Origin of the sequence: Brevibacillus sp. AY1 (genome assembly GCF_029870785.1) — a bacterium.
GTDB classification, from domain to species: Bacteria; Bacillota; Bacilli; order Brevibacillales; family Brevibacillaceae; genus Brevibacillus; species Brevibacillus invocatus.
Map to the genome: position 1 here is coordinate 437,756 of NZ_JAFLPN010000001.1, position 13,677 is coordinate 451,432.

Below are 13,677 nucleotides of genomic sequence, written 5' to 3' on the forward strand. Positions count from 1 at the left end.
GTATTTTTTCAAGAAAAAATTATTGATTAAAACTAGCAATTACTATTCATTAGACATATAATTTTTGTATGATGCTATGAAAAATTTTTTTATTGTTCATAAGCTCTTTATAATATTTTATTATTCTACTTGTCAAATTTCGTTGACACCGCTATCATTTCAGATTACTTTTATTGTAACAAACAAAGTATTAATGTTTTTTTCGAAATTCGTAAAAAATGTATGGAGGTTCTCAGAAAATCGTATCTATGAAAAAGCTGGACCATGTTGACAAGCAGATCCTGCAAATCCTCCAAGAAGACGGACGAATCCCGTATACCGAGATCGCCCAGCAGCTTGGAGTAAGCGAAGGTACGATACGCGCTAGAATCACTCGACTGTTGCAAGACGGAGTTTTCCAATTTGTTATTCATCCAGACCCCGAAAAGTTAGGCTTACACGTGCAGGCAATCATCGGGTTGACCACAAAGCTCGGATCGCAGAAATACGTAGCAGAAGAATTAAGTAAGTTTTCTGCCGTTCGTTTTGTGGGCTCGTTTAGCGGTAAGCACGACTTGATCTTACAAGCGTGTTTCCATAGCAATGATGAGCTGATCACGTTCGTCAATGAACGACTCTCTCAAATTGAAGGAATTGTTGCTGCCGATGTCTCTCTCGAACTCAAGCAGTACAAGGATTCCTTCTCTTTCGTTCAGGATGACGACGTGACATTGCAGTGAAAGGGGTTGATGCCTCCCGACTGAAGTCAAGTTTATTTCGCGTATTGTTCTTTTTTTCGTTCGCTGTTTTCAGAAAAGAGACAAATAAAGAAAAACGTACTGGGGGTAATTGTGTTGAAAAAGAGCGTTTTTGCACTCGTGAGTTCTATTGCAGTTTTGGGTACGGCATTGGCTGGTTGCTCAGGTGGCCAACAAACATCTGCACCGCCTGCACAACAACCGGCTGGAGGCACAACTACAGAAACACCTGCGGCTCCTGCTGCTGAAGCGAAGCCACAGGTATTGCGTTTCAATCTCCACTCCGAACCGCCAACAGCGGACCCGGGACTCGCTGAGGATACCACTTCCGGAGCCATCATCCTGGCTACCTTTGATGGTTTGACTCGGATCGTAAAAGATAAGCCAGAAGTTGCTGCTGCTGAAAGCTACACAGTGTCAGAAGATTTGCTGACTTATACTTTCAAGATTCGCGATCACAAATGGAGCAATGGTGAACCGGTAACAGCAAAAGACTTTGAATTTGCTTGGAAGCGCGCACTTGATCCAAAAACAGCTTCCAACTACGCATACCAACTCTATTACATCAAAAATGGTGAAAAAGCGAACAAAGGCGAAGTAAGTCTTGATGAAGTGGGTGTGAAGGCACTCGACGACAAAACGCTGGAAGTGAAACTGGAGAACCCAACTCCGTTCTTCCTGGAGCTGCTCGCATTCCGTACCTACTTCCCAATCAACCAAAAAGTGCATGAGGGCAACGAAAAGTGGGCAGCTGAAGCAGCTACTCACGTAGGTAACGGTCCATTCAAAATGGAAACGTGGGAGCACAAGAGCAAAATTGTTCTCGTGAAAAACGAGAACTATTGGGATAAAGACAGCGTCAAGCTGGATAAAATCGAATTCTCTATGGTAGAAGACGAGAATACAGAATTGTCCATGTTTGAAAACGGTGAATTGGATTGGGCTGGTGCTCCAACAAGCGCCCTGCCAACAGATGCCATCCCAGCTCTGAAGGCTGCTGGTAAAATGACAACTCAACCAATCGCAGGTACTTACTGGTACAAGTTCAACACCGAAAAAGCACCATTCAACAACGTGAAGATCCGTAAAGCGTTCACGTTCTCGATTGATCGCGTATCGCTGATCGACAACATCCTGCAAGCAGGTCAGCTCCCTGCAACAGGCGCTGTTCCACCGTCCATGGCTCTGAAAGCAGACGGATATTTCAAAGACAACGATATCGAAACAGCGAAAACATTGCTGCAAGAGGGTATGCAGGAGCTGGGTATTACATCGCTGCCGCCAATTACCTTGTCCTACAACACTTCGGAAGGCCACAAAAAGATCGCCGAAGCGATTCAGGACCAATGGAAGAAAAATCTCGGCGTAGAGGTAAGACTGGAAAACAAAGAATGGAAAGTTTACCTCGAAGACATGCACGAAGGAAACTTCCAAATTGGCCGTATGGGCTGGCTGGGTGACTTCAACGACCCAATCAACTTCCTGGAGCTGTACAAGGATAAAATGGGCGGAAACAACGATACTCGTTGGGAGCATCCGAAATTCAAAGAGCTCTTGAACCAGTCTGCACTCGAAATGGATACAGCAAAACGTAAGCAAATCCTGGCAGACGCAGAGCAAGTTCTGATGGATGAAATGCCAATTGCCCCAATCTACTTCTATACGCAATCTTGGGTGCAAAACGAAAACGTCAAAGGCGTACAGATCACTGGTCTGGGCGACGTAGACTGGAAATGGGCATACGTTGAGTAATTGAAAAGAAGGAAATGAGTTCGTCTGGGATAAGGTATATGGCCGTCCATATACCTTATCTTATGCAGACTCTTCCGATAGATTATGGCGAAAAGCCAATACAGAGAGAAAAAGTTGTCGCAAGAGATCGAAACTAGGGTTATTTACACAGCCGATTTTTGCACTGTGTCTAAATACGTCCGCAGTGTAAAGATGGGACGTGAAAGCATGCAAAACGGTCTTGACCGTTTTCCCCTATCGTCGGGGGACAAAAGTGTTTGACCGCAAGCGGTCAGGTGTACTTTATGAAAAACTGTTAGGGGGGTAAGTTAGTTGATCCGTTATCTCGGCAAGCGCATCGTATTCATGCTAATCTCGCTTTTCTTGATCGTAACGGCCACCTTCTTCATCATGCAAGCTGTACCAGGTGGCCCATTTACACAAGAGAGGGCAGTACCAGCAGAAATTGAAAAAGCCTTGAAAGCAAAATACAAGCTCGATTTGCCTTTGCATGAGCAGTATTTGAACTATCTTAAAGGGGTTATCACCTGGGACCTGGGTCCATCCTTTACAGAAAAATCATCAACGGTTAACCAGATGATTAATCGTGGTTTCCCAATATCCGCCCACTTGGGGTTGCAGGCTCTGATCATCGCTATTTTTGGCGGTATAATACTTGGGGTCATAGCGGCATTAAAGCATAATAAATGGCAGGATTACACGGCGATGGTCATTGCCGTTCTCGGGTTATCCGTTCCGGGCTTTATTTTGGCATCATTTTTGCAATATTTCTTCGCGATTCAATGGGGTCTGTTCCCGATTGCGAAATGGGAAGATTTCTCCTATACAGTACTTCCATCTCTGGCGCTGGCTGCATCGCCACTCGCGTTTATCGCGCGTCTGACTCGTTCCAACATGATTGAGGTTCTGGGTCAAGACTACATTAAAACAGCGAAAGCAAAAGGTTTGAACACCATTACAATTACAGTAAAACACGCGATCCGGAATGCGCTTTTACCGGTCATTACTTACCTGGTTCCACTGATTGCCAACATTTTGACAGGAGCTTTCGTAATTGAGCGTATCTTCGGTGTTCCAGGACTGGGACGCGAATTCGTACTCTCCATTACGAACCGTGACTACACCGTGATTATGGGAACTACCGTATTCTACTCGATCATCCTTGTTGTGATGATTCTGATCGTAGATATCGCGTACACGCTCATTGATCCACGCATCAAGCTGGCAGACGCAGGAAAGGAGTAATGAACTATGCAATTGAATAAAGAGCATTTTGAGCCGATTTCAGTTGACCTTCGACAATCAGAATCCATCAAGCGTCCAAGCCTTTCTTTCTGGGCTGATGTGTGGCGTCGCCTGAAAATGAATAAGGTAGCGATGGTATCTTTAGTTTTCATCGTTGTACTGATACTCTGCGCGATTTTTGTACCGATGATGACAAATAATGACTACTTTTCGACCAACCTGGCAGGTAAGAATCAAAAGCCTTCTGGTGAGCATTGGTTCGGTACAGACGATCTCGGCCGTGACATGTTCGTCCGTATCTGGTATGGTGCCAGAATTTCCCTTGAGGTTGGGATTATCGCAGCCCTGATCGACTTGATTATCGGTGTCATCTGGGGCGGAATCGCCGGCTTCTACGGCGGTAAAGTAGATGAAGTGATGATGCGTATCGCCGATATTTTGTTTGCAATTCCATATCTTCTCGTTGTTATTTTGCTCATGGTTGTGTTAGAACCAGGAGTGACGACCATTATTATTGCCCTGACGATAACGGGCTGGATTGGGATGGCTAGGATCGTGCGCGGTCAAATGCTTCAATTGAAATCACAGGAATTCGTGCTCGCTGCGCGCTCCCTGGGTGCTGACAGCAACCGCTTGATCTTCAAACACTTGATTCCAAACGCATTGGGTCCTATCATCGTAACCTTGAGCTTGACGATTCCGAACGCGATTTTTGCGGAATCCTTCCTGTCCTTTATCGGATTGGGTGTAGCAGCACCAGTCGCATCATGGGGTACCATGTCTTCTGAGGGCTTGCCTGCCATGAAGTACTTCCCTTGGCGACTCATGTTCCCAGCAGTATTTATCTCGGTTACCATTTTGGCATTTAACTTGCTTGGTGACGGTCTGCGAGATGCTGTAGACCCTCGCTTGCGGAAATAGGAGGGACGATCATTATGGAACGCATACTTGATGTTAAAGACCTACATGTCTCCTTCCATACCTATGCAGGAGAAGTAAAAGCCGTTCGTGGCGTCAACTTCCACGTAAACCGTGGGGAAGCCGTGGCGATCGTAGGAGAGTCCGGATGCGGTAAATCCGTTACGGCCCAATCTCTGATGAAATTGATTCCGATGCCGCCGGGTGAAATTAAAAAAGGAGAAATCCTTTTTAATGGCGAAAATCTTGTAAGTAAATCTAACAAACAAATGGAAGCCATCCGTGGGAAAGAAATCGGGATGATTTTCCAAGATCCAATGACATCCCTCAATCCGACCATGACGATTGGGAACCAGATCACAGAGGGGTTGATCAAACACCAAAACATGTCCCGCACTGATGCGCGTAAACGTGCTATTGAGCTGTTGACGATCGTTGGCATTCCTCAACCTGAAAAACGTGTCGAGCAATATCCGCACGAATTCTCTGGTGGGATGCGCCAGCGCGCCATGATCGCTATCGCATTGGCATGCTCGCCAAAGCTGTTGATCGCGGATGAGCCTACGACAGCCCTGGACGTTACCATTCAGGCGCAAATTTTGGATCTGATGAAAGACCTGCAGAAGAAATTGGGTACGTCCATTATCTTGATCACGCATGACCTGGGTGTCGTTGCCGAAATGTGCGACCGTGTCATCGTCATGTATGCAGGTAAAGTAATTGAAACAGGGACTGTAGATGACATTTTCTACAACCCGCAGCACCCGTATACAAAAGGGTTGCTTCGTTCGGTGCCACGTTTGGACTTGAATCGGGATGAACCGTTGACACCTATCTTCGGCACACCGCCAGATCTCTTGCGTCCACCGACAGGATGCGGATTTACCGCACGTTGCGAATCAGCTATGCGCGTGTGTCAGGAAATGGATCCTGAACTCGTTGAAGTTAGTGGCTCACAGCGTGCAGCTTGTTGGCTACAGCATCCGCTTGCTCAGAACCGCTCAGGATCGTAAGAGGGAGGGTAAACAGTGGAAAATCGCGATACATTGATCGAAGTTCGTAATCTGAAGAAATTTTTCTCTATTGGTGACAATACACTCAAAGCTGTGAACGACATCTCTTTTGAGATCAAGCGCGGCGAAACTCTTGGTGTGGTAGGGGAGTCCGGTTGTGGAAAATCCACAGCTGGTCGTACACTTCTTCGTTTGTATGATGCGACTGCTGGAGATGTTTTGTTCGAAGGCAAAAGCATTATGAACTTGAACAATCATGAAATGAAGGCGATGCGCCGCAATATGCAAATGATTTTCCAAGACCCATATGCTTCGTTGAATCCGCGTATGACCGTAGGGGATATCATTGGCGAGGCGCTCGATATTCACGGTTTGGCTACCGGACAAAAGCGAAAGGAGCGCATTCAAGAGCTTCTTTCCCTGGTAAGCTTGAATCCAGAGCACATGAACAGGTTCCCGCATGAATTCTCCGGTGGTCAGCGTCAGCGGATCGGGATTGCCCGTGCGCTTGCCGTAGAACCGAAATTTATCGTGTGTGACGAGCCGATTTCCGCACTGGACGTATCGGTTCAGGCACAGGTTGTAAACCTGCTCGAACAGCTTCAAGAAAAAATGGGCTTGACGTACATGTTCATTGCCCATGACTTATCCATGGTGAAATACATTTCCGACCGTGTTGCGGTTATGTATTTGGGTAAAATGGTTGAGCTGGCAGACAGTGAGGCGCTGTATGAAAAGCCACTTCATCCTTACACCCAAGCACTTTTGTCTGCTATTCCAATTCCTGATCCGGAAATTGAGCGCAACCGTGAACGCATCGTTCTCGAAGGCGATGTACCAAGCCCAATGAACCCGCCAAGCGGCTGCCATTTCCGTACTCGTTGTCCAAAAGCTATGCCAGAGTGTGCTGCCAAAGAGCCAGTCTGGAAGGAGATCGAAAAGGGACATTTCGCTGCTTGTCATCTGTACAACTAGAATGCATTTCATCAAGCGGGTTTCCAGTAAGTGTTAGGCTGGGAACCCGTTTTTAAATTTTTCAATTTACCACGAGTGATTTTGGGATGTTCAAAAAAATGCTACTTTTCAAATAATATTAGGTTTATTCTTGCTAAAAGTCGGTAATAAGTAGAGTAACACAGTGAGGGGGCAGAATCTTATGAGCAAATTTCGTTTTCCGAAAAAGAAAAATAAACCTGCGACTTCTGCACCAGCAATGTCCTTGGGATCATCCAAGCTGACTCAAATTTCCAATCGTTTCAAAGGTTCCCTGGCTTCAAAAATGATTATCTTTGGTCTTATCCTGGTACTAGTGATTATCGGTGCATTGAATTACATAGCTATCTCGTTTTCAAAATCAACCTTGATCGGGATTACCTCCAACCAGTCCAGAATGCTCGCTGAACAGCATGCTGAGAGCATGAATGACTGGGTAAACGCGATCCTTGAGTCTACAAAGACCATGGCCGCCATGCGCATTATGCAAACGGACATGGAGCCACTGATCTTGGAGCAGTTCCGGTTGCTCGTACAATCCCATAAAGAAATTTCAAAAATTTATCTGGTGGATGCCAATTCCGGGAAAATGCTGTATACGCTGACTGTGAAAAGCGATACGGATTTTACAAAGATTAAATATTTTCAGGATGCTAAAAGCTCCGCTGGTCCAGTAATATCCGATGAAGAAATTGTTCAAGGAAATGAAAAAAGCTATCTACATATTGCAGTTCCAGTAGGAGAAGGAAATAAAGACACCAAGAGAATCTTTATTGTCGGGTTCAATATGAATGACCTGCTGCAAAAAACGCAGGAAATCTCGTTCATGCAAAATGGACATGCGTTCGTCGTCCGTCAAGATGGCTTGGTCGTAGCGCATCAAAAGACGGAGCTGAACAATCAGCTTTCCTTGCAGGGCAACCCCGATTATGAGGATCTGCTGGCGATCGCGAATCAACAGGTGAGCCAAAGTCTCGTTTATGAAGAAAATGGCAACGAGCTGTTCGCGTCTACGGCACCAATTCCATTATTGAAATGGAATGTCGTGCTTACAACAGGGATTGAAGAAGTTTATGGGGAAGTAGATGCGATGGCGTGGTACTTCATCTTGTTTGCTATCCCAGTCATAGCCATTTCGATGTGGTCGATCTGGTGGTTTGCAAAGCGGATTCGGACTTCCTTGTTTGCGATTGCGCAAGATATGGATCGAATCGGTTCCGGAAATTTTGACGTAAACATTGCAGTCAAAGGGAATGACGAGATTGCGATGGTAGGGACCAAAATGAATGAGATGGCCGCAGAATTGCGGAAATTGATTGCCTTGGTTCAAGGCCAAGCTACTCAGCTGAATGTAGCCACAGAAGAAATGTCGCAATTTGCCGAGGAAAACAAGGGTGCTATCGATGTCATCACCAGCAATATCTCGACTATCGCCCAACGCGTCTCCTTGCAGACGGACGAGGTACAAGCCACTGCGCAAACCGTCTCAGAAATTTCCCAAGGCGTGCAGCAGGTGGCGGTTTCAGCTGAATCTACCTCTGTAGCTACGACACGCACCTTTGAAAGAGCTCAGGATGGCATGCAGTTGGTTGGCAATGTCATTGACACGGTGCGTCGCGCTTCGAACGAAGTAGAACGTACGGCAAAACAAATGCATAATCTGCGTGAGCGCGCACGACAAATTACCAGTATTGTAGAAATGATCAGCAGCATCGCTTCCCAGACTAATTTGCTCGCGCTTAATGCAGCGATTGAAGCGGCCAGAGCAGGGGATGCAGGAAGAGGCTTTTCGGTGGTTGCGACCGAGGTCAGAAAGCTGGCGGAGGAAAGTAATTTGTTCTCTGATCGAATCGCAGCGATCGCTCACTCCATCAACGACGAGGCGATGGAGATGAGCCGGCATATGGATGAGATCGTCAGCATGGTAGGAGGCGGGTTGCATTCCGTAGAAGCGGTAGGCGTCTCATTCCAAAACATTGTTTCCGACATTCAATCTGCAGCCGAGCAGAGTGAATCGATGACTGCCACTTCGGAAGAGATGGCAGCGGGTAACCAGGTTGTGACTGATTCCATCCATCGATTGGCTTCGATGTCTGACGAGATCAAGGATTCGATTAACGGAGTTGTGAAAACAGTAGATGAACAGCTGCATTCTATCGCCCGAATCAATGAAAATGTTCAACAGCTGAAAAAAATGGCGGATGACCTGACCCAGAATGTTAGCCGGTTTGTCATCTGATCAAAAAATCCCTTCTGCTCCAAGCGGAAGGGGTATTTTTATGTGAATATTTTCCTTTCTGGTTGGTGAGAATAAAACCATGAATGGAGGGAAGAGACTGTTATGAATCGGAAAAGCTATCTCGCTCTATGCTTCATCATGTGCATCACTATCTTTTCTCCTAAGGCTCTTGCAGCCAGTGAGAAGCCTGCTCCACCATCAGGAGCCATGAATTTTGCGCCCAAAGCGTTGTCGGCAGTGATGATCGAGGCTGACACGGGTACGATTCTGTACGAAAAAAATCCGCACGAAAAGCTGCCGCCAGCAAGCATCACCAAAGTGATGACGCTCCTTTTGATCATGGAAGCGATTGATCGTGGTGAACTTAAGATGACAGACAAGGTGCGTACGAGTGAAAGAGCTGCATCGATGGGTGGATCACAGATCTTTTTGCAGCCGGGTGAAGTGATGACTGTCGAGGATATGATCAAAGGAATTGCAATCGCATCAGGCAATGACGCTTCAGTCGCGATGGCGGAGCATTTAGGAGGGACGGAAGAGGCTTTCGTCAACCGCATGAATGAGCGTGCCCGTGAATTGGGAATGAAGAACACTCATTTTGTGAACTCCAATGGGCTTCCTGCTGCGAATCACGTATCTTCAGCCTATGATATAGCCATTATGTCCAGAGAGTTGCTGAAGCACGAAGATATTACTCGCTTTACAGGAACCTACCAGGATTACCTGCGCAAAGATACCTCCAACCCCTTTTGGTTGGTCAATACCAATCGTCTCGTTCGTTTTTATGAGGGCGTAGACGGCTTGAAAACGGGCTATACAGGGGAAGCCAAATACTGCTTGACGGCAACTGCCAAACGGGACAACATGCGTGTCATTTCGGTCGTGATGGGCGAACCGGATGTGAAGACACGAAACAGTGAGGTCTCGACCATGTTCAACTACGCTTTTACCCACTACCAGGTCATGCCGATGTACAAAAAAGGTGAAACGGTCCAGCAATTAACGGTGGACAAGGGGCAGCAGCCGAATATCAATGTCGTCACTCCACAATCCGTAAGTCTTTTGATGAAAAAAGGAGAGAACGCTGAAGATTATCAGCGCGAGGTGGTCGTGAACAAGACCGTCAATGCTCCAGTGAACAAGGATCAGGTTGTGGGGCATATCTTTATCCGAACCAAAGACGGCAAGGAAGTAAATCGAATCGATTTGTATCCTGAGCAAACCGTCGATGAGGCAGGTATGTGGGAGATTCTCAAGCGAACAACGAAGAAGGTTTTGATTAGCTACTAATCAGACAACAGGAGCGCGAAAAGAATCGAGTTGCCTCGAAAGAACGGTTATGGCTGCTCGATTTTTTTGTTCTTTTGTCGGCTGGCAGGAATTGGATAAGAGAGAGAAGAAAGAGATTGTCACTACGGGATGAAGGAGTGTGTCAGCTATGAGTTTACGAATCGCGATGGAAACCAGACAGGATGTCCTGGTGATCCGTTTGCAGGGGGAATTGGACCATCATACTGCGGAGGAATTGCGCAGCAAGGTGGATGAAGTATTGCGCACCTCTCCTATTCGCCACATTGTTCTCAGTCTAGCGGATTTGGCGTTTATGGACAGTTCCGGTATCGGAGTGATTCTTGGCAGATACAAGCAGATTTCTGCCAGGTCGGGCGATATGTATGTTTGCTCCATCAATCCGACGATCTACCGGATTTTTGAAATGTCGGGATTGTTCAAGGTGATCAAGTTTCGTGAAAACGAGGCAGAAGCACTGCTAATCCTGGGGGTGGCGTAATGAAGGTACAACGTAATTTCATGACCGTGTCGTTCGCTGCGGTAAGCCAGAACGAGGCTTTTGCTCGTGTGGCCGTAGCATCGTTCATTTCTCAATTGGATATCACGATGGATGAATTGGAAGAGATCAAGACGGTAATATCAGAAGCTGTGACAAATGCTATCATCCACGGATATGACGAAAATCCAGAGGGTGTGGTACATATTTCCGTGCAGATCAATGATGGAGTGATTGACGTCGTTGTGGAAGACCAAGGCAAAGGAATCGAGGATGTGGAGCAGGCGATGCAGCCCCTCTACACAACCAAGCCGGAGCTGGAACGTTCCGGAATGGGTTTTACCATTATGGAGAATTTCATGGACTCTTTGGAAGTGGCGACCTCTGTCGGTAAAGGGACAACTGTTCGCCTGACCAAACGCCTGTCGTTTGCCAAAGCCTTGCAAAATTAGGGGTAGTGCCAATGGGTGCCGATATCAAAAATGCGAGTCAACCATTTCTGACCAATGACCAAGTGAAAGACTTGATCGCCAAGAGCCAGGCAGGAGATAGTGATGCCCGAGAGCTATTGGTGAATAGCAATATCAGGCTGGTTTGGTCCGTCGTCCAGCGCTTTATCAACCGTGGCTACGAAGCGGATGATTTGTTTCAGATTGGCTGCATTGGCTTGTTAAAGGCCGTCGACAAGTTTGACCTAACGTATGATGTGCGGTTCTCTACGTATGCTGTGCCTATGATCATCGGAGAAATCCAACGCTTCTTGCGTGACGATGGAACTGTCAAGGTGAGTCGTTCACTCAAGGAAACCGCTAATAAAGTAAGGCGAGTCAAGGATGAATTGTACAAGCAATTCGGTCGAGCTCCGACGATTGCAGAAGTAGCCGATGCAGTGGGTATTACACCGGAGGAAGTCGTCTTTGCACAGGAAGCGAGCCGTTCCCCGTCCTCCATCCATGAGACTGTTTTTGAAAATGATGGAGATCCGATCACGCTGATCGATCAGATTGCGGATGAGGGAGTCAACAAATGGTTTGAGAAAATTGCCCTGAAGGATGCCATCAGCCGCTTGAGTGAAAGAGAGCAGTTGATCGTATACCTGCGCTACTACAAGGACCAGACACAGTCAGAAGTAGCGGAGCGTTTGGGGATTTCACAAGTACAGGTATCGCGCCTAGAGAAGCGAATCCTGCAAACCATCAAGGACCAGATCGAACACTAGCATCAATATAAGAGAAACACCAAGGCATAATGACGCTTTGGTGTTTTTCTTGTTATTCCGAGGGGAGAGCTGGCAAAGAGAAGGGTATGGGTTTTCAGGCAGGGCACATACTAGCGAGTGATAAGGAGTTGGAAATCAAGGAGGGGATCAGATGAAAGATCCGTTGTATCTGCGCCTGCGCAATCGGTTGGCGGTCAAGCCACAATCCGTGATTACGTTGGGTGACATCTGTCAATTTTTCTGGGACGGAAGCAAGGAGGAGGCGATCAGACGAATTCCTGTCTATCAGGTTTCGCCAAAGGACGGGAACCTGGTGATCATTGACATTATGCAAGTCATTGAAAGACTGAGATCTGCCTATCCAGAGGCGGAACTGGAAGTGCAAGGTGCCTCGCAAATCATCGTTGAAGTGATGAATCCGAGAAAAAGGGCGAATCCGTTGTTGGTTGCCTTGGTTTGGATTCTTTTGTTCGTAGGTTCAGGACTGGCCATCATGAACTTCCACACCGATGTGAGTATGAAAGAAGTACATCAACGTATTTTTTACCTGATCACCGGAGATAAAAACCTGCATCCACTCTGGCTGCAAATTCCGTACTCCATCGGGATTGGTCTTGGGATGGTGCTGTTTTTCAATCATATCTTTCAAAAGAAAATTAACGAGGAGCCGAGCCCACTAGAAGTAGAGTTGTTCATGTACCAGCAAAATGTCGATCAATATTACATCCAGCATGAAAATAAGGAAAATCAGCGTACGAAAACGTGAGCATCATTCAAGTCATGCTCGTCGTCCTGGTCGGATTGGGCTGGGGAGTCGCCGTGGGAAGTGGGTTTGTAGCTTTCATAACCGTGCTGGATATCGTTCCGCGACTGACCCAATTGACCAATGCCCATCAACATATTCGCAAGCTGGAGTGGGCTTTGGTAAGTGGAGCGCTGTTTTTTACATTGATTGATTTTTATCAAATTAAGACGAGTCTGCCTGTACTGGTTACGTCCGTCTATGGACTCTTGGCAGGTGTTTTTGTAGGAACTTTGGCGGCAGGACTCACCGAAGCCTTAAATGTCTTTCCCATCATAGCCAAGCGTTTGCATATGGATGGAAGTCTACTTTATCTGCTGATGGCGATGGTTTTTGGCAAAATTACGGGCTCGTTGCTTCAGTGGCTGCTGCATCTGTGAACTGGAAAATACCGCTATTCATAGGATGCAATGAAACAGGAAATATATAGATAGAGTGAAATTTTTACACAGGTATGGACAAGTAAAGGAGTGGAAAGGCATGGCGACCAAGACGAAAGCAAAACCAATCGGATCCATGCAGATGACCAAACAGATGTATCAGCAACAAGCATCCAAGTACAAGCCTAAGCGAAACGTTTTGCTCAATTGTATGCGTGCGTTTTGGGTTGGTGGTACAATCTGCCTTTTTGGTCAAGCCTTGCAAAATATGTACATTCACTTTTTTGGCTTTACGGAAAAAACAGCAAGCAACCCAACGGTCGCTACCTTGATTTTCATTTCCGTCCTTCTTACTGGTATGGGTGTTTACGACAATATTGGTCAGTATGCAGGCGCAGGCTCGGCTGTTCCTGTCACGGGCTTTGCGAATTCCATCGCATCTGCTGCGATTGAACACCGTAGTGAAGGCTTTGTCCTAGGTGTGGGCGGAAACATGTTTAAATTAGCAGGCTCGGTTATCGTCTTCGGTGTCGTTGCAGCCTTTGTCGCAGGTATCCTCAAGAGCCTGTTCAAAATGATTTTCTGAGGAGGGC

General features: G+C 46.6%; 14 protein-coding genes. All 14 read left to right on the top strand.

The window, feature by feature from the left end:
• The first annotated feature begins 248 nt into the window (after nucleotides 1-248).
• Entirely contained in the window at nucleotides 249-719 is a 471-nt protein-coding gene (locus JZI27_RS02305; RefSeq protein ID WP_280206613.1) for an Lrp/AsnC family transcriptional regulator, read from the top strand.
• Between the two features lie 114 nt (nucleotides 720-833).
• Nucleotides 834-2,489 (top strand): peptide ABC transporter substrate-binding protein, encoded by a 1,656-nt coding sequence (locus JZI27_RS02310; protein WP_280206616.1) that lies wholly within the window; start codon nucleotides 834-836, stop codon nucleotides 2,487-2,489.
• 312 nt (nucleotides 2,490-2,801) lie between these two features.
• Nucleotides 2,802-3,734, top strand: coding sequence for an ABC transporter permease (locus JZI27_RS02315; RefSeq protein WP_280206617.1), 933 nt, complete (start codon nucleotides 2,802-2,804; stop codon nucleotides 3,732-3,734).
• A 6-nt stretch (nucleotides 3,735-3,740) separates the two neighbouring features.
• Nucleotides 3,741-4,655 (top strand): ABC transporter permease, encoded by a 915-nt coding sequence (locus JZI27_RS02320; protein ID WP_122908383.1) that lies wholly within the window; start codon nucleotides 3,741-3,743, stop codon nucleotides 4,653-4,655.
• Between the two features lie 14 nt (nucleotides 4,656-4,669).
• Nucleotides 4,670-5,665 (top strand): ABC transporter ATP-binding protein, encoded by a 996-nt coding sequence (locus JZI27_RS02325; RefSeq protein WP_280206620.1) that lies wholly within the window; start codon nucleotides 4,670-4,672, stop codon nucleotides 5,663-5,665.
• Between the two features lie 15 nt (nucleotides 5,666-5,680).
• Nucleotides 5,681-6,640 carry an ABC transporter ATP-binding protein gene (locus JZI27_RS02330; protein ID WP_122908381.1) on the top strand — a complete coding sequence of 320 codons (960 nt, stop codon included), beginning with the start codon at nucleotides 5,681-5,683 and terminating at the stop codon, nucleotides 6,638-6,640.
• A gap of 181 nt (nucleotides 6,641-6,821) precedes the next feature.
• On the top strand, nucleotides 6,822-8,897 hold the full coding sequence (locus tag JZI27_RS02335) for a methyl-accepting chemotaxis protein (RefSeq protein WP_280206623.1): 2,076 nt from the start codon (nucleotides 6,822-6,824) through the stop codon (nucleotides 8,895-8,897).
• Nucleotides 8,898-8,999: 102 nt separating this feature from the next.
• Nucleotides 9,000-10,187 (top strand): D-alanyl-D-alanine carboxypeptidase family protein, encoded by a 1,188-nt coding sequence (locus JZI27_RS02340; protein ID WP_251242888.1) that lies wholly within the window; start codon nucleotides 9,000-9,002, stop codon nucleotides 10,185-10,187.
• Between the two features lie 148 nt (nucleotides 10,188-10,335).
• Complete coding sequence (gene spoIIAA, locus JZI27_RS02345) at nucleotides 10,336-10,686, top strand: anti-sigma F factor antagonist (RefSeq protein ID WP_122908378.1); 351 nt, start codon at nucleotides 10,336-10,338, stop codon at nucleotides 10,684-10,686.
• Nucleotides 10,686-11,135, top strand: coding sequence for an anti-sigma F factor (gene spoIIAB, locus JZI27_RS02350; RefSeq protein ID WP_251242887.1), 450 nt, complete (start codon nucleotides 10,686-10,688; stop codon nucleotides 11,133-11,135). The genes spoIIAA and spoIIAB overlap by 1 nt, the downstream gene beginning before the upstream one ends.
• Nucleotides 11,136-11,146: 11 nt before the next feature.
• Nucleotides 11,147-11,902: an RNA polymerase sporulation sigma factor SigF gene (gene sigF, locus JZI27_RS02355; RefSeq protein WP_122908376.1), complete on the top strand. Its 756-nt coding sequence runs from the start codon at nucleotides 11,147-11,149 to the stop codon at nucleotides 11,900-11,902.
• Between the two features lie 151 nt (nucleotides 11,903-12,053).
• Nucleotides 12,054-12,668 (top strand): stage V sporulation protein AA, encoded by a 615-nt coding sequence (locus JZI27_RS02360; protein WP_122908375.1) that lies wholly within the window; start codon nucleotides 12,054-12,056, stop codon nucleotides 12,666-12,668.
• A gap of 14 nt (nucleotides 12,669-12,682) precedes the next feature.
• Nucleotides 12,683-13,084: a stage V sporulation protein AB gene (locus JZI27_RS02365; RefSeq protein WP_276531577.1), complete on the top strand. Its 402-nt coding sequence runs from the start codon at nucleotides 12,683-12,685 to the stop codon at nucleotides 13,082-13,084.
• A 100-nt stretch (nucleotides 13,085-13,184) separates the two neighbouring features.
• On the top strand, nucleotides 13,185-13,670 hold the full coding sequence (gene spoVAC, locus JZI27_RS02370; RefSeq protein WP_122908373.1) for a stage V sporulation protein AC: 486 nt from the start codon (nucleotides 13,185-13,187) through the stop codon (nucleotides 13,668-13,670).
• Nucleotides 13,671-13,677 lie beyond the last annotated feature (7 nt).

Excerpts from the sequence above, each read along its gene's own strand:
- JZI27_RS02305 (WP_280206613.1), top strand. The coding sequence starts at position 249 with ATGAAAAAGCTGGACCATGTTGACAAGCAGATCCTGCAAATCCTCCAA.
- JZI27_RS02320 (WP_122908383.1), top strand. The coding sequence starts at position 3,741 with ATGCAATTGAATAAAGAGCATTTTGAGCCGATTTCAGTTGACCTTCGA.
- JZI27_RS02325 (WP_280206620.1), top strand. The coding sequence starts at position 4,670 with ATGGAACGCATACTTGATGTTAAAGACCTACATGTCTCCTTCCATACC.
- JZI27_RS02335 (WP_280206623.1), top strand. The coding sequence starts at position 6,822 with ATGAGCAAATTTCGTTTTCCGAAAAAGAAAAATAAACCTGCGACTTCT.
- JZI27_RS02340 (WP_251242888.1), top strand. The coding sequence starts at position 9,000 with ATGAATCGGAAAAGCTATCTCGCTCTATGCTTCATCATGTGCATCACT.
- spoIIAA (WP_122908378.1), top strand. The coding sequence starts at position 10,336 with ATGAGTTTACGAATCGCGATGGAAACCAGACAGGATGTCCTGGTGATC.
- spoIIAB (WP_251242887.1), top strand. The coding sequence starts at position 10,686 with ATGAAGGTACAACGTAATTTCATGACCGTGTCGTTCGCTGCGGTAAGC.
- sigF (WP_122908376.1), top strand. The coding sequence starts at position 11,147 with ATGGGTGCCGATATCAAAAATGCGAGTCAACCATTTCTGACCAATGAC.
- JZI27_RS02360 (WP_122908375.1), top strand. The coding sequence starts at position 12,054 with ATGAAAGATCCGTTGTATCTGCGCCTGCGCAATCGGTTGGCGGTCAAG.
- JZI27_RS02365 (WP_276531577.1), top strand. The coding sequence starts at position 12,683 with ATGCTCGTCGTCCTGGTCGGATTGGGCTGGGGAGTCGCCGTGGGAAGT.
- spoVAC (WP_122908373.1), top strand. The coding sequence starts at position 13,185 with ATGGCGACCAAGACGAAAGCAAAACCAATCGGATCCATGCAGATGACC.